The organism is Paenibacillus turicensis, from assembly GCF_017873435.1.
Lineage (GTDB): Bacteria > Bacillota > Bacilli > Paenibacillales > Paenibacillaceae > Fontibacillus > Fontibacillus turicensis.
In genome coordinates this window covers 17,112-33,925 of the sequence record NZ_JAGGKG010000016.1, presented here as the reverse complement: position 1 = coordinate 33,925, position 16,814 = coordinate 17,112, and the positions used below count along the sequence as shown (strand labels likewise).

General features: G+C 39.1%; 10 protein-coding genes. 7 read left to right on the top strand and 3 right to left on the bottom strand.

What is annotated here, in order from left to right; translation table 11 throughout:
* Positions 1-55 precede the first annotated feature (55 nt).
* Positions 56-640, bottom strand: coding sequence for a TetR/AcrR family transcriptional regulator (locus J2Z32_RS15580; RefSeq protein ID WP_210090104.1), 585 nt, complete (start codon positions 638-640; stop codon positions 56-58).
* 141 nt (positions 641-781) lie between these two features.
* Positions 782-1,354, bottom strand: coding sequence for an esterase/lipase family protein (locus J2Z32_RS15575; protein ID WP_425343010.1), 573 nt, complete (start codon positions 1,352-1,354; stop codon positions 782-784).
* A gap of 482 nt (positions 1,355-1,836) precedes the next feature.
* On the opposite strand from J2Z32_RS15575, the gene J2Z32_RS15570 reads away from it, so the two are divergent.
* The 3 genes from J2Z32_RS15570 to J2Z32_RS15560 all read left to right on the top strand — a co-directional run bounded on the left by J2Z32_RS15570 (position 1,837) and on the right by J2Z32_RS15560 (position 5,100).
* On the top strand, positions 1,837-2,919 hold the full coding sequence (locus J2Z32_RS15570; RefSeq protein ID WP_210090178.1) for a DUF3810 domain-containing protein: 1,083 nt from the start codon (positions 1,837-1,839) through the stop codon (positions 2,917-2,919).
* A gap of 63 nt (positions 2,920-2,982) precedes the next feature.
* Positions 2,983-3,882, top strand: coding sequence for an AraC family transcriptional regulator (locus J2Z32_RS15565; RefSeq protein WP_210090102.1), 900 nt, complete (start codon positions 2,983-2,985; stop codon positions 3,880-3,882).
* 165 nt (positions 3,883-4,047) lie between these two features.
* Positions 4,048-5,100: a linear amide C-N hydrolase gene (locus J2Z32_RS15560; RefSeq protein WP_210090101.1), complete on the top strand. Its 1,053-nt coding sequence runs from the start codon at positions 4,048-4,050 to the stop codon at positions 5,098-5,100.
* A gap of 90 nt (positions 5,101-5,190) precedes the next feature.
* On the opposite strand, the gene J2Z32_RS15555 is transcribed toward J2Z32_RS15560, so the two are convergent.
* Positions 5,191-6,255: a helix-turn-helix domain-containing protein gene (locus tag J2Z32_RS15555; protein WP_210090100.1), complete on the bottom strand. Its 1,065-nt coding sequence runs from the start codon at positions 6,253-6,255 to the stop codon at positions 5,191-5,193.
* A 282-nt stretch (positions 6,256-6,537) separates the two neighbouring features.
* Between J2Z32_RS15555 and J2Z32_RS15550 the strand changes: the two genes are divergently transcribed.
* The 4 genes from J2Z32_RS15550 to J2Z32_RS15535 all read left to right on the top strand — a co-directional run bounded on the left by J2Z32_RS15550 (position 6,538) and on the right by J2Z32_RS15535 (position 16,634).
* A complete protein-coding gene (locus J2Z32_RS15550; protein ID WP_210090099.1) occupies positions 6,538-9,657 on the top strand; it encodes a hybrid sensor histidine kinase/response regulator in 3,120 nt (1,039 codons plus the stop codon).
* A complete protein-coding gene (locus J2Z32_RS15545; protein ID WP_210090098.1) occupies positions 9,650-10,759 on the top strand; it encodes a response regulator in 1,110 nt (369 codons plus the stop codon). The genes J2Z32_RS15550 and J2Z32_RS15545 overlap by 8 nt, the downstream gene beginning before the upstream one ends.
* A 231-nt stretch (positions 10,760-10,990) precedes the next feature.
* Positions 10,991-13,213, top strand: coding sequence for a DUF6242 domain-containing protein (locus tag J2Z32_RS15540; RefSeq protein WP_210090097.1), 2,223 nt, complete (start codon positions 10,991-10,993; stop codon positions 13,211-13,213).
* A gap of 49 nt (positions 13,214-13,262) precedes the next feature.
* Positions 13,263-16,634, top strand: coding sequence for an InlB B-repeat-containing protein (locus J2Z32_RS15535; RefSeq protein WP_210090096.1), 3,372 nt, complete (start codon positions 13,263-13,265; stop codon positions 16,632-16,634).
* Positions 16,635-16,814: the final 180 nt, after the last annotated feature.

Genomic DNA, 16,814 nt, shown 5'->3' with positions numbered 1-16,814 from the left:
TCTCCTTTATTATTTTCTTTTTTAGTACTAATCAGTACTAATATGACTAAAAAAATTACTTTAGCAATAAAGCTAAAGCAGGATAAACGGCTTTGACGATATCTGTATTATTAGAAGCTTGAGCTAAGAAAAGAGCACCCTCGATAGAGGAGACGATGAGTGTAGCTGTTTGCTTGACGGGAAGTTCACTCTTTAATTCTTTCTTCGCAATCCCTTCGGCTAAAATTAATTCAACGGCCTGGAACTGTTGTTCAAAAAAGCTTTTGATTCGATCTCTGACCTCGATAGCTTCAAGGGGCGTTTGCGTGTAAAGGGTTAGGAACGGACAGCCACCAAGAAAATTATTTTTTTCCGTATTATCGGTTAGGATGATGAGTAACGCTTCTAATTTTTCTAGCACAGTGCTATCACTGTGAGACAGGACTTGATCAATACGTTGTTCATAATGTGAAATCAACTGATCAACGGTCGTGAGAAGTAGCTCCTCCTTACTCTTAAAATAGTAATAAATGTTGGTTTTTGAGACTTTGCTATGTGCGACGATGTCGTCCATGCTTGTCGCTTGAAAACCCTTGGTAAGAAACAATGTGAAAGCTGATTGCAGTGCAATGTCTTTATTGCTGAGTATATTTTTTTTCATATTAGTACTATATAGTACTAATGGTCAACAGTCAAGCAGTGCTGAGACAGTTAGGTGTTTTACTGGAGAACCCATCGCTGAACGTTCAAAAAACGACTGACTAATTTTGGCCAGTCGTTTCATAAAGCATCACATAAACAGCTACTCTATAAGTGCAGCCTTAATCAAGGCATTAACTCTGGAATTATAGAGCAAGCCGATATGAGATACTAGATTAACGGAAATATTGTTCGCCCCGTCCAGTCTGGACAAAAGAGGTGAAACGATGGTATCGCTGGTTGAATAGATGGAAGTAACCTTAACACCGCTTGGGGCGCTGCTTGTTGTCAACCGATTTGCTCCGCCTAGCGTAATCAGTTTATCAACTTTATCAATGCCTCCTCGGTTCAAAATATAATATAAGCTATTGGCTCCTCCCATACTATGAGCAACAATATGAACCTTTGTATGCCCTGTTTGACGAAGCACATCATCTACGAATCGGCTGATTGCCGCTGAGTTTAACAGTTGATTTCCTGCCTTGCTTGGTAGATCAATCGCAAATAACTCATCACTTGCCCATCCCTCACTGCGTAGATACCTTTCAATTAACGCAAAGTTAGTGTCCGAGCCAGTTAATCCATGAACAAATACGATTGGCGTTCGTGCAGTTGCAGCAGATGCCTTCATGCTCTGTCCAATACCTGTTAAAGTAAAAACAAAAATCATACTCATAAAAACAATTAGTAGTGGCCTTAATTTTCTCATCTCTGATCATCCTCCTGTTATATGAGATACATTCATATTTTACAATCTCTTAATTGGAAATAATAGGGTGGTTTAGACTTATTTTGATATAAAACTACTCATTTTCTGTTTTGTCATGAGCAGGTTAAAATCCAAGAATATCGGATCGAGTTGTATGAGATAGAGAACGATTTAAGAGATCAGGCGGAGATAATTGTATCGTAGCGATTGAACTAGAGTTAAAGTAATTCCTATAGATTTTATGAATAAATATAGCTTTTCTAATAAATATGATTTTTACGAGGAAAAGTTGATCGAAATATAGAACTGATATGTAAGAACTGATATGTAAGAACTGATATGTAAGAAATGATATGTAAGAAGAAATTACCTTATGTAACATTGCGTATCCTATATTGATTTGATAGGAGGTTTACATCATAAAAAAGCTTTTACTTCAGAGATTGCCATTGATCACACTTGGAGTTGTGGCTTATATACTAACAAAATACGCACAAAACCATCAGGATTGGGCAGAAAAATATAGTAAATCTGTATATTCTGTATTGTCAAAAATAGTAGGAGTTGTACCTTCTTGGGTCAAGTTTGCTGTTAGTGAATGGCTCGTGGTGTTGGTTGTGTTACTTTTGCTCTTTTATATCGGTTATTATGTGCGCAAAGTTTTCATAAGCAAGGGTACGCGTAGGATGGTATTTTATTGCGGTACGTTAGGAATTATAGCAACCTGTAGTGTGATCTATTTTTGTTATACTATTTTGGGTGGAATAAACTATCATAGGTATTCTTTTTTGTCCTACACCGAATATAAAGAGGGAAGTTATAGCGAGACCGAATTAGTGAAATTGTGTAAGTCACTTGCTGCTGAAATGGAATTGGCGAGGGAAAAGTTAGAGGATACTGATCTTGTGGCTCAAGTACCAGATCATTTTGACTATTATGCACAAAACGCGGTGTTGTCGATGCAAATGTTATCGAAGAAATATCCAGTTTTGCAGCATTCTTTATATTCAACACCTAAACCAGTAGTGATGTCGAAACTAATGTCATATGCAGGGATACATGGTATTTTTGTCCCTTTTACTTTTGAATCTATTATTAATGTTAATGTACCCATTTTTTTGGTGCCTGCTACGATGGCACATGAATTGGCACATCAGAGTGGCTTTATGCATGAGGATGAGGCAAACTTTATAGCTTATCTAGCATGTAAGCAGCAAGAAAACCCAATGATACGTTACAGTGGCTTTTTCCTAGCTTTTGATTATTCTATATCTGCACTAAAGAAAGTTAATTCAGACAAGGCTTCAGATATAATTTCTAGTTTGTCCAAGGCGGTACAGCAGGACATCATACAAAATGAGCAGTATCGGGATAAGTACGAGGGGGCCATTTCAAGTATTTCAAGAGTTGTAAATGACTTTTATTTGAAGGCCAATAATCAGACAGATGGTTTAAATAGCTATAGTGGGATGGTAAATTTATTGCTAGCAGAGCAGCAAGAAATAGAGGGATCGATAATACCCAATCCTTAAGAGTATGGGGTTTAGTTTATGCTGTGATCTTATACTTATACAAGATGGGGGAATTAACTTATCATGGATTATTTCTCAAGTATTCAAAAATGTGTTGACTATGTAGATAAGCATCTTGATCAAGAGGTGGATATTGATAAGGTTATAAGTCAAGCCCACATGTCTAAATTTCATTTTCATCGATTATTTAAAGCGATTGTCGGGATTACTATTCATGATTACATAAAACGAAGAAAACTCAGTGAGGCGGCTGAGCATTTATACCATTCGAATGATAATGTACTTATGACTGCGGTTTTGTATGGGTTTCATTCGCAGGAGGTTTTTACACGTAATTTTAAAAAGCTATTTGGTTATCCGCCTGCACAATTTAAAAAGTTAAATCCTTCTAACTGGCGAGTAAATAAAACGAATAAAATAAATATTGATGCCTTGCGAATGGATATTAAGGCGTTTAACGGAAAAGTAGTTCCTCAGGAGAAGGTCGAATATATTAGGAATTTAACGTTAGTAGGAATAGAGCGAATAACAACAAATGATGAGGGATTAACCGTAATTGGAGCAATGCAAAATTTTATGTGCGTGGCTAAGAGAGTACCTCATAAGGTGAATGATACGATATATCGTCTGTGCTATGAACTTGACCCATTACAAGACAATCAAGAGAAACCTCTATACAGAGAGCTAATAGCTGTAGCGGTGACAGAGGTTACGCAGGTTCCAGATGGAATGACGATAAAATGTATCGAAGCAGCTAAAGTTATTACCTATTCGCACAAAGGAAAGTTGTTTACCAAGGAACAAAACAAAATAATTGATACGTATCAGTTTTTGTATCGTTATCGTATCCCTTATGCGGAATATGAGCTTACTAGTGAGTTGTTACTAGAAAGGTATGGTTCGGATTTTAAAGGTCTTGATCATGAAGATTCAGTTCTAAAAATTTCTTTTTCAATAAAGTGAGAGGTAGCAAAGGATATAACTAAAACATAGCAAAAAACATCAAATTAGAACAAGTGATTTCCAATAAGCTGATGAATGAGTTGAATTGAAAGCCGAAGGGCTATAGGTGCTAACAGGTACTTAGTGAGGATACTCTGAAATCATTTCTTATTGGGGGAGATTGCAATGTGTACGACATTTATTTTGCAAAATGATCATTCCATGTTACTTGGACAGAACTACGATTTTTATTATGGACATGGGTTAATGGTCGTTGGCAAACGAGGTGTTCAGAAGGAAGCATTTAAATCATTTAAAACATCAGATGAAGACGGAGAAAGTATATATTGGATAGCGAACTATGGAAGTGTGACCTTCACTCAGTTTGGCCGTGAGTTACCTATGAGCGGAATGAACGAGAAGGGATTAGTTGTTGCCATGATGTATCATGACGAAGGTGAATTTCCGCGGGAAGATGATAGAAATTCGTTAAATGAGCTGCAATGGATACAATATCAGCTAGACCAGTATGCAACGGTGGAAGAGGTTATTTATCATCTTGATGATTTAAGATTAGAAAAAGTGATGTATGTGCTACATTATACTGTTGCTGATGCACAAGGGAATGCTGTGCTCATTGAGTTTATAGATGGCGTAGCGCAAATTATTTGTGATGAGAAGCATCTTGCACTATCTAATTCTAGCTTTAAATCATCTAAGCGATATGCCGAACAATTCATGGAAACACCTATACCTGAGCTATCTAGACGAGTGACTTCTCATGATCGATTCACACTTGCTTATCGCCACGTTGAACGTATCAATTCAATGTTGACGGAAGTCCCCATTTCAATGGATGAAGCTTTTTTTGTATTAAAAGAGTTGTCAGTGAGCCCATCATCCGATAGCGTGTGGGATTGGATTGGTGAAAAGACACCGCCAACAATAACTTATTGGAGTATTGTATTTGATTTGAAAAAAATGAGTATTCACTATAAGGACTATCATAACAACAAAATTCGTACGATCAATTTGAACTCCCTTAACTTTGCAAAAACGGAGCCAACCTTATGCTTGCGAATAGATAATCAGTTAGAAGCCTTAATCAATTCAGCTTTTTTTCCTTATACGACTAGCGAAAATAAGAGAATTATTGATTTAAGCTATAAGCCAATTAGTGATGTTTTTCCTATAGAGGAACAACTTAAGCTAGCTAAGCACCCAGATAAATTTCAGTAGTAATGTTTTAGCCCTAGACCATGTGAGGTTAGGGCTTTTTGTTATGGTAAGTGCTATGTCCATTTTGTTGATCGAGTCATTACCTATTTTCTATGCCTTTTTTAGTTTCTCTACCGCCCTGAGGAAACGTTCTTCATTTTGAAGTAAAGCATAACTTGGATCCTTTTCAAGCATTTCTATTAATAAAGGCTTAATTTTCTCATGATGCTGTTTTTCAGTACTTACTTTAATGTTAGAAAATAGTGGATGATTGGAATAATCAAAGCTTAATGAAACGATTTTATCTATATAGATTTCAAAGTAGTCTAAAGCTTCCTTAATTTCTCCTTGTTTTAAAAGTAACAACGTTTTTTTATCAAGCCCTATTGTACTTTGTAAATCAAAAAGTTGAATGATCTGGTCCATCAGGTCTGTTGTATACATGGCGTGAGTCGTATTATTTTTACCCTCTGAAATGGAACCCAGTAAGCCTAGCATAGCTAATGCTGTATGAATAGAGCGAAACAGTTCATTTTTCAGAAGTTTTTCTGCCTCATCTGTTCTCCCTTGAATCATATAAAGCATGGGATAAAGTTCATTTGCATCCATATTTGTTTTTGGAAGGCGATCTAGAAGTTGTTCTGCTCTGTCACAACGGCCTGTCGTCATATACAGACTGGCAAGGTTAAATGTGGCGGCAGAGGTCAGTTTAGGATCTTTGCTAGCTAAAACCTGTTCGAAGATTTCAATAGCTCGGTTGGTTGCGATTGTTTTTTGCTCTTCATGAAGAAATCTAGATAAAGCTAACTCGCGCTGATAAAGTAGTGCAAAATTGTATTTTAAGTCATTGCTATTTGGATATTCATAAATTAGTTTTTCACATTGATTATAACCGGCTTCAAACCCCTTTGTATCAAATAAATCCTCCATTTGTTTTCCATACTGTACAATTTCCGCATCACTCAAATCCTCTTGATAAGCAAGCAGCTCATCAGTAGTGATGCCAAGCATTCTGGAAATGGGTGCCAAAAGCATAATGTCTGGATAAGTGTTACCACTTTCCCATTTGCTTACTGCAGGTGTCGATACGCCTACTGCTTTAGCGAGTTGTTCTTGTGTCAGTCCTTTTTCTTTCCGATATTTTATAATTACTTCTCCTAATTTTGAATTCATCATTCACCTCAGAATTGAATTACAAAAGGCCTTTTGTTTAACTTAATCATACCATCTCACCTCGTGTTCACAATGGAGACATAATTAACTTTTGAACATAAAAATTTAACCTGTAGGAAAGTTTGCCCCCTAACGCAAGCTTTCAATAATAATTAATGTTAAATTGATCTATCCTTTTTATAAAAAAGAATGCTATCATATTCTAACTAGTTTATATTTTTCTTATTTTGCATTTTTTTAACTAGTTTATTTCCATGCCTTACGACAGGAAGGACTACATACTTTATGAAAAGGCAATTGTCAGTTTTGATTGGAATGTTGCTAGTTTTTACGGTGGCTAGCTCTGTATTTATATATGAGTGGTTAAATTCTACTGGGAATTACCCTGAGGCTAGAGAAGGTGTACTAGATGCAAGGAGCTGGCGTTTCTCCGACAATGGGATTATTCCGCTTCGGGGTGAATGGGAGTTTTATAAAGGGAAATTATTAACCCCTAAAGACTTTGCTGATCATGCAGAGAAGCTGCAAGCGGAGCGTCTTTTGCTTCAGGTTCCAGAAAAATGGGATAATCGTGTTTCCGTTGATGGGCATGGTGCGGGGACGTACCGTTTGCGTCTGCTCGTGAGCGACCTAGGTGATTATAGTCTCAGAATAAAAAAAATCAGATTGTCGAGTCGAATCTTTATGGAGGGGGAGGAGATTGGCGGTAACGGAAAACCTGCCTTATCTGCTCAAGATTTTATCCCTAACAATGTTCCTTTTTTAGGAAGGATTGATGTAGAGGATAAAACAGTGGAAATTATCGTTCAAGTTGCAAGCTTTCGTTATGTGGAAGGTGGGATTGTGCAGGCACCTGAGTTTGGGCTGACAGAGGATGTAATGAATCGCCGAGATAATGCGCGTATGGCCGATATGATCGTCATTACAACCTTGCTTACATTTGGTATATTTTTTGCGGGCATGTTCCGACAATGGCGGCGTGAGCCTTATCTCATTTACTTTAGTTTATTTTGTTGCTCGTTAGGCCTTTTTTTTAGTATTGATAATGAGATCATTGCAGCAAATTTGTTTCCTTCGATGTCCTTTCTTTTGCTACAGAAGCTATTGTTTATTTTGCCCTACTTTACGATGTTTTTCTTTATTCATTACGTACGGCTTAGTTTACATGACCAGAGTGGGCGTTATTTTAAGACATTTATTTGGTCTTCCTATGTTTATCTGCTTTTACTAATTGTATCTCCTAATGAATATTTATTAACTTTATTTTGGTTTGGTGCTGTGTTACAAATTATTGGCTTTTGTTTTATCTTTTTAATTATTATCCGAAATCGCCAACAGGGGGTGAAAGTTTATTATATTATGCTTGGTGCATTTTTCCTGACAATTACTTGGATTGTTGCCCAGGCTCGTTACCAATTAGCGATAGATAGTCCGTACTATCTTACGATTACATTAGTGTTGGTTGTGTTGTCACAATCCTTTTTAATGACGGATCAGATGCAAGGCGCCTTCCTAAAAAGTGAACGTTTAGCCCAGCAATTGCTTGTCCGGGATCGGCAAAAGGATGAGTTTCTCGCAAAAACGTCACATGAGCTACGTACACCTCTGCATGGAATCGTAAATTTGTCCGAATCATTGCTTGAAAATAAAGAAACACCACTTGCATCAGAACACCGTGAGAATATTAGATTGCTCCATCTTATTGGGCGGAGACTGTCAGGGTTAGTTAATGACATTTTGGATATGAACCGGATTCGTTATGGACAGCTTAATGTACATTTGAAGCCAGTTGATTTATATGTGTCTACCCGTTTTGTCATGGAAACATTGTCGATTGCCCCATTTAAAAGTAGTGTGAGGCTTGTGAATGAGTTACCTACGAGACTTCCTCTTATCCTAGCAGATGAAAACAGATTGCGGCAGATTTTGTACAATTTGCTCGAAAATGGCCTGAAATATACAGATCAAGGTACTGTTTCAATCTCAGCGGAACAGCGTGAGGAGCTATTATATATATCGGTTAGTGATACTGGCAAAGGAATTCACCGCGAAGCTATGGAAAACTTGTTTGAGCCCTTTTTTCAGCATGATGAAGAGGGCTTTCATTCCCGTGATGGGATTGGACTTGGATTAAGTATTTCGAAGCAATTAGTTGAGCTACAGGGTGGGCAATTACAGGTACAATCTGAGGTAGGTATAGGTTCTCAGTTTACCTTCACGCTCCCAGTTTTCTTGGATAATGTACAAGAGGCGGCAATTACTTTAGAAAAATCTGAAGCCGGTCAACAAAATCATCCCAAGATGGGAAGTGATAGAAGTAATAAGGAGTATGGAAACTGGTCAGAACAACATCCTTTGCTACAGGAAGGTTATGCACCACCCTTAATGGCTTCACATATGTCTCTAAATGATGGGGAAATATTTCATATTTTAATTGTAGATGACGAACCTTCTAACCTTAAGGTAGCCATGGATGCAATTGATTCTTTAGGTCATACGTATACGACCGCAGGTGGGGGTGTTGAGGCATTAGAAGCACTCCGTGAATTGAAACCAGATCTTGTATTGCTAGATTTGATGATGCCTGAAATATCTGGTCTTGATATTTGCCTAGAGATTCGTACTTTGTATGATTTAGCGGAGCTTCCAGTGCTTATGCTGACTGCTTCGGGACAAACTCGTGATATAATAGCGGCTTTCTCGGCAGGAGCCAATGATATTTTACAAAAGCCATTTGAATTAGCGGAACTACGAGCGCGTGTCCAATCCCTTCTCGCAATGAAGAGCTCCTCAGAGCGAGCCGTTCGTCGGGAGATGGATTTCTTACAGGCGCAAATTCCTCCACATTTCTTATATAATAGTCTAAACGCAATGGTGGGTCTAAGTTACAAGGACGTGGATAAGCTAAGAGCGACTATTCATCATTTAACAACTTATCTGCGTGCTAAGTTTACCTTTGTTTTCCATGGAGACGAGGTGCCGTTAGAAAGAGAACTAGAACTGGTACGTGCCTACCTTGCAATTGAGCAGCTTCGGTTTGGACAACGGCTTGCTGTTCGTTATACGATCGACGAGGATGCACATATTTTATTGCCACCACTCATTTTACAGCCAATTGTTGAAAATGCAGTTCGTCATGGCATTGGACAAAAGCCCGAGGGAGGTACGGTGGATATTATTATTTCTAAGCGCGACTGGGGCATAGAGATTATAGTTGAGGATGATGGTGTCGGAATGGGCGAAGATAAGCTCAAGCTGCTAATGATGGGCAAGCCAAGTGGAGTTGGCATTTATAATGTAAATCGTCGTTTGCAAATGAGATATGGAAGAAGCCTGGACATTGTTAGCCAACCAAACAAGGGAACTAAAATAACAATTTATTTGACGGAGGCGCGACATGCATAAAGCGATTTTAATTGACGACGAAGAAATTGCGCTTGATGTCATGAATATTATGTTGGATGAGGTCGGGGGCGTAGAAGTAGTTGGCAAGTATCAACTTGTTGCCGAAGCGCTGGCGCACTGTGGCGAGTTGAAACCAGATCTCATATTTTTAGATATCGAAATGCCAGGGGTAAATGGACTAGATGCGGCCGTTGATCTTACTGTTCACTGTCCAGATGCCAAAATTGTGTTTGTAACCGCTCATGATCAATATGCGATTGATGCTTATGATACAGATGCAATTGGATATTTACTCAAGCCCGTCGTAAAGGATAAGCTGGTTAAGCTTTTGCTTCGCTATAACAATTTACAAAATAAGCAGGTAAGACAGATGGATCATTCTAGCAAGGGGGAGGACAATCAGGTAACCGCTGCAACCTTATCGATCAATTCTGGTAATTCTAGTGCGGATAAAAAGGCATTACAGCTCAAAGTACTTGGAAGTATGGAGTTATATACGCCTAGTGGTCGACTAATGACATGGCGTACGAAAAAAACGAAGGAGTTATTTGCTTTTCTTTGGCATCATCGTGGACAGCACGTTTACAAGTATGCAATTTTAGAGCATTTATGGCCAAATGATACCGCTGATCGTGGTCATAAGCTACTTCACACCTCGCTCTATTACTTGCGGAGTATGTTCAAGTTAGAAGGTTATGATGGCTTTGTGAAATATGGAGATGATAAGTATTGGATTGATCCTTCCGCTGTTCGAAGTGATTTGGATGAATTACATGATGGGCTAAAAGCTATAAAAGCAGGAGGGGCTATAGAGGGCACCCTTCAGCTATATAGCGGTGATTATTTAGATATGGAGTATTATGATTGGGCAAATGCATACCGAGTGGAACTTCGAGCAGTTATGATATCTACCATGACCTTAGCGCTGGATGAAGCAACAGAGGAGATGCGTATCCAGCTACTCAAAAAGCTAATTGAGTTAGAGCCAAGCCAGTGGGATTATTATGAGCTACTAGCTGACGCTTTCAATAAGATAGGGGATCAGGCAGGTGCTCGTCAAATAAAAGTATTACAGAAGCAGATGTCTTTAAATGAAGAATGAGTACTTAATTGAATAGGAAAAATAAATAATTACTTTATATAGTGTTTCGGCCTTCAGGCATAGTCCTGAAGGCCCTTTTTGTCTTTTTTTGGGACAAATGTTGTGAAAATGTTGAGAATTGTTTTGATAGGCTGATCTTGACAAAAACAGATGACCTAGGCGAGAAAAGTCATTCTAATTTAAACAAGTTAATTTGCAATTAATATCTTTTATTCATGGGGGAGGAAGAAGATGGGGGCTATAAAGCGTTGTTTGCCGTTTGTAATGGTCTTTTTGTTATTTGCGATGTTATTCATGGCTAATTTTGCGAAAGCGGATTCTGATGAATGGGAACAAGTAAGTCCATTTCCTACTGCAAGTACCTTTGAGGGTGTAACCTATGGCAACGGTCAATTTGTGGCTGTGGGCTATAATGTGGGGATTATATCTTCTACGGATGGATCTAAATGGAAGGTGTCAAGTGTTCCAATCAACAATTCGTTTAGACTAATGGATGTGAGCTATGGTAATGGTAGATTTGTTGTTGTTGGAGCAAACGGGGTAGTTTTAACGTTGGAGGATGGTCAAACGGAGTGGAAGCTTCAAAATCAAAATATTACAAATTCAAATATATCTAGTGTCGCTTTTGCGAATGGAAGATTTGTAGCAGTGGGGGCAAGCGGGAAGGTTTTGACCTCCACTGACGGATTAACCTGGACGGGACAGACAGTAGGTGCTTCTAATAACTTTCATATGAGCGTTACTTATGGTAATGGCAAGTTTGTGGGGATCGGAAATAGAGGTTTTCTGATCCAATCTGCGGATGGGAGTACATGGAATACCAAGACGATTGATAGCAATGCTATGTTTAATGGGGTTACCTATGGTACCAATAAATATGTAGCTGTTGGTCAAGGTGGATTAATCATGACTTCAACAGATGGATCGAACTGGACCAATGCGACAAGCAATACGTCTGCCACTTTAAACGAAGTGACCTATGATGCTGTAAACAATTTGTATATAGCTGTAGGTGGTCAGGGAACAATCGTAACCTCTAAAGATGGCACAAACTGGACAGTACAATCATCGGGGACTAGAAAGGATCTTAATGACGTTGGTGCTGGAAATGGGCTTGTTGTAGCTATAGGTTATGGCGGCGCCATCTTCACCTCCACTGATGGAATAACATGGTCAGATCAGATAAAAGGAACCGCAGCATACCTTGAAGATATCGTGTATGGTAATGGAATGTTTGTTGCTGTTGGATATGATTTGATAGGCTCCACAAGCATTCAAGGCGCGATTATTACTTCTGAGGATGGGGAAACCTGGGTGAATCGGAAGCCGCTATTAATTCCGTATAAACGGGACCTCCTTCTTGGCATCAGTTATGGAAATAGTAAATTTATAGCTGTAGGAAATAGAGATATAACCGGAATTGATACTAAAGGTCTTATTATGACATCATCTAATGGTGTTACTTGGACAGAGCAACTCATTGAGGATACGCCAATGGGTAGTGTGTATGGAGATCAACAATATGTAGTTGTAACGAATAGTGGGAGCATACTTACATCACCGGACGGAGAAAGCTGGACTACACAAAATAGTGGTGTATCTCAAGTGCTTTATAGTGTTACTTATGGTAATGGGTTGTATGTTGCAGTAGGTGGCGAAAATATATTAAGTTCCTCTGATGGTATCACATGGAACCTACAAACTATTGATAATTCAGACCTATACAGGGTTGCTTATGGTAATGGATTATTTGTAGCGGTAGGAGCAGGTGGGAAAATTGTTACCTCAGAGGATGGGACCTCATGGACGACTCGCAGTAGTAATGTTTATCAAAGATTAGTAAATGTTCAAACTGATACAAGTGGGTTTAAGATCGCTGGTGACGGTGGAGTTATTCTTACATCTATTGATGGAATTATATGGAGTAAGGAACAAAGTGGTGTAACAACTAGACTGAAAGGTCTTGCTTCAAATGGAAGTATACTTCTAGCAGTAGGTGAAGAAGGGCTAGTTCTAAAAAAATCGATTACGACACCGCCAAGTGTGACAGTAAGCTATCTTCCAGGAGATTATGGCACATTAAATGGGACAAGTGAGCAGGTAGAGGTGGGGGGACATCCAGTTGCTGTTCCAACGGTTACACCTATCAATGGATACCATTTTGTAGGGTGGAGTAGTGATGGAGGCGTAACGAAGCTTACTTCGCACCAAATTACTGCTTCGACAGTTACTGCAGACGTAACCTATACCGCTTATTACACTCAATTTGTAATGGGGGATGGAGATGGCGATGGCAAGGTGACTGCGAATGATGCGCTATTATTAACGAAATATATTAAAGGCAGGATTACGCTAACGCCTCAGCAATTGCAGGCACTTGATATGAATGGCGACGGCATTTTGGATAATGAAGACGTTAAAATAATACTGGCTATCTCTGTGGGAAAGGGCTGATAAGATGAATTGGGGAAAATGGAGCAGATGGAATAAATCAATTTCAATCATGTTAGTCGTGATAATATTTATGGGATTGGGAAATATTGGTTATGCAAGCACTGATTCAGATCCGATTACAAATTCAATGCAAATAGGTAGTGGTGAAGGGTATCCTGGTGATTTGGTGGATATACCTGTATATATGACACCAGAGACTCTAATCAATGGATATGTCTTAATCTTTCAGTACGATTCCAATTCATTAGAGCTAGTTAACGATAATAAAATCACAAATGAACTAGGAACCATCTCAGAGGAGGGAGGATTTGAAAGTTATTTTCTTCAAGGTGGACTAATTGATATTCGGGCGAATCCGGTACTAATTTCTGAAAATGATACAAAGGTTTTCACGCTTCATTTTAAAATTAAGGAGTCTGCTCAGCCTGGAATTGTCCAATTTAACGTGCCTGAAAAAGCTCTGACTGAAGGCACTACTACTGCACAAACCACTGTGAATAGTGGTGGAATTACAATAAAGCCGAAAAACTTAGGACATACAGTAACCTTTGACTCTCAGAGTGGTAGTACTGTAGAAACCTTAACTAATGTGGTGAGTGGCTCAACCATCCTAGCTCCATCAGCACCAAGCTTAGGGGGACATGCCTTTGCAGGGTGGTATAAGGATGTAGCAGGAACACAAGTGTGGAACTTTGACACAGATACAGTAACGTCTGATTTGACTTTGTATGCCAAATGGGAGGGCAGCGTAGCACGAGTTAAAATAGGTGAAGTAAGTGGTGCACCTGGATCTATAGTGGAGGTGCCAGTTGCAGTAACTGAATCCAACATGGGTATAGCAGGTTATCGGGTACGCATTGTTTATAACGTTCAGGCTCTAGAGATTACAAAGATTACAGGTAATGCAGGGGATGACTTCTCTTCTAATTATAATAACGACAATGGCACTATTGTAGCTTCATGGAAAGATAAAAATGGTGGCGACACGCCTATTGTTTCAGGAGACAAATTATTTACGATTGGCGTTAAAATTAAGGAACAAGCACAATTAGGGAATCAGTATCTTGTCTTTGACTCAATTGATGATGAAGATATCAGATTGACAGACTCGCAAAATAATATTATTCAAGGATTTTTTAACTATGGTAACGTTATAGTTATTGAAGGAGCTCAGCAGCACACCGTTAGCTTTGATTCACAAGGGGGAACAGAAGTTGCCAACCTTACGAATGTAAACAGTGGTACAACCATCACTCCTCCATCAGCACCAACGAAGGAAATGTATACCTTTGTAGGGTGGTACAAAGATAAAGCAGGTACAGAGAGCTGGAACTTCTTAACAGATACTGTGACATCTGATGTGACTTTGTATGCAAAATGGGAGATGAATTTTGCACGTATTTATTTTAATAATGTCAATGGTACACCTGGATCTACAGTAGAGGTGCCAGTGAGTGTTATGCATAGTAACCTTGGTATAGGAGCCTATCAATTCAAAATTGATTACGATCCTGAGTCTTTAGAAGTTACAAAAGTTACAGGCAATTCAGGAGATGAATTTTCTTCAAATTATAATAATAATGGTGGTTGGATTAGAGTCGCGTGGGCAGACAGTGATGGTGGAGATACCCCCATTTTTGAACGAGAAAAATTGTTTACAATCAGTTTTAAGATAAAGGATGAAGCAACATTAGGAGATAAAACTCTGAGATTTGATTATACGACTTCTGATAATAACTTGTTATTTGATTCATTCAATAACAGGATGGAAGGTTACTTTTACAATGGTAAGGTTGCAGTTGTCGAAGGATCAACACAGCATACTGTAAGCTTCAATTCACAGGGAGGTAGCGAGGTTGCAAGTCTGACCAACGTAAGCAGTGGTGGGACTATCACTGCACCGCAGGCACCAACGAAAGAAGGATATACTTTTGCGGGCTGGTACAAGGATATAGAGTGGGAAAGTGTTTGGAACTTTGCAGAGGATAAAGTTACGTCTGATGTGACGCTATATGCGAAGTGGACAAAAAATAGCACAACCAATCCAACAAACCCAACAAATCCGAGTAGTCCAGGCAATCCAAATAGCTCGACGGGGTCAACTGGCTCTGGCGGCTCACCAACGGTTCCGAATCCAGCAACGGGAGAAAAACCAATTGGATTTAAGGTTATTATTGATGGTGTTGTCAAAGAGCAAGTAGCTACAGGCTCTATTACCAAGGAACATGGCAACTCTGTACTAACTGCAACTGTAGATCCATCTAAATTGGCAGATCAGCTTAAGCAAGCAGCGAATAAATCCAGTGTGATTGTTCCTGTTGCTGATAGCATGAATAAAGTATCCGTCATTTTAACAGGTGAAGCTGTTAAAAATATGGAAAGCAAGCAAGCGGTCTTAGAGGTACAAACAACAAGTGGTAATTACAAGCTACCTGCTGGGGAAATTGCGATTGATAATGTTTCCTCTAAATTAGGTCAGCAGGTCAATCTGTCTGATATTGTGATCCATGTTGATATTGCTGAGAGTGAAAAGTCAATATCGGCTCAGGCTGATGCGGCGGCAAGCAAAGGAAGCTTTACCGCTCTAGCGCCTCCAGTCAATTTTAGCGTGACAGCTTTCTATAATGGGAAATCGGTATCAGTAGAGAAATTTAGTAGTTATGTGGTGCGCGAGCTTCCACTTCCTACGGATATTGATCCAAGTAAAGTAACAACGGCGGCGATCATTAATCCAGATGGTAGTGTGCGTCATGTTCCAACCTTTATTACCAATCGTGATGGTAAGTATTACGCAGTCGTAAATAGTCTTACGAATAGTGATTACTTCCTCATTTGGAATCCAAAAACGTTTGTAGATGTAGAGGGACATTGGTCTAAGCAAGCTGTAAACGATATGGGCTCCAGATTAATTATTAAAGGTACGGATGAGACTAACTTCCAACCAAACGCAACGATTACAAGAGCTGAATTAGCCGCGATTATGATTCGTGCATTGGGCTTATCAGAGTCAGGAAATGGCTCTAAGTTCACCGATGTCAACGCGAGTGACTGGTATGCAGGTGCAGTTGCGAAGGCGGTGGAATATGGCCTAATTGAAGGCTATAACAATGGCACATTTGCTCCGAATCAAAGTATTACAAGACAAGAAGCCTTGGTCATTTTGACAAGAGCGATAAAAATAGCAGGGTTAGAAACGGATGGAGCAAATGTAGAGTCCTTATTATCCAAATTCGCAGACCAAGCAGAGGTTGCTTCATGGGCGAAGCAAGCGATGGCAGTAGGTGTGAAGCATAATCTTGTAGAAGGTTCAGCAGAGGGATTAAGACCAGCAGAGAAGCTTACACGTGCTGAAACTGCAGCAATTGTACAGCGGTTTTTAGTCAAGGCACAATTGATTGACAACAAGCATGGTAGCAACTAAATAAATAACAAAATTAACCAGCCTACTATTACTAACTGATAGGGGCTGGTTTTGTTTTGTTTACACTTAGTACGTCCCTTCAATGAAGGTGGCTATAATATGTTAAAATAAACCTAAAGCTACTAGAATTCGGATATAACTTCTCGTTATAACCTTAAATTAAATTATAAACTTGTAGAG

Coding starts and splice junctions, on each gene's coding strand:
- J2Z32_RS15580 (WP_210090104.1), bottom strand. CDS start 640: ATGAAAAAAAATATACTCAGCAATAAAGACATTGCACTGCAATCAGCT.
- J2Z32_RS15575 (WP_425343010.1), bottom strand. CDS start 1,354: ATGAGTATGATTTTTGTTTTTACTTTAACAGGTATTGGACAGAGCATG.
- J2Z32_RS15565 (WP_210090102.1), top strand. CDS start 2,983: ATGGATTATTTCTCAAGTATTCAAAAATGTGTTGACTATGTAGATAAG.
- J2Z32_RS15560 (WP_210090101.1), top strand. CDS start 4,048: ATGTGTACGACATTTATTTTGCAAAATGATCATTCCATGTTACTTGGA.
- J2Z32_RS15555 (WP_210090100.1), bottom strand. CDS start 6,255: ATGATGAATTCAAAATTAGGAGAAGTAATTATAAAATATCGGAAAGAA.
- J2Z32_RS15550 (WP_210090099.1), top strand. CDS start 6,538: ATGAAAAGGCAATTGTCAGTTTTGATTGGAATGTTGCTAGTTTTTACG.
- J2Z32_RS15545 (WP_210090098.1), top strand. CDS start 9,650: ATGCATAAAGCGATTTTAATTGACGACGAAGAAATTGCGCTTGATGTC.
- J2Z32_RS15540 (WP_210090097.1), top strand. CDS start 10,991: ATGGGGGCTATAAAGCGTTGTTTGCCGTTTGTAATGGTCTTTTTGTTA.
- J2Z32_RS15535 (WP_210090096.1), top strand. CDS start 13,263: ATGTTAGTCGTGATAATATTTATGGGATTGGGAAATATTGGTTATGCA.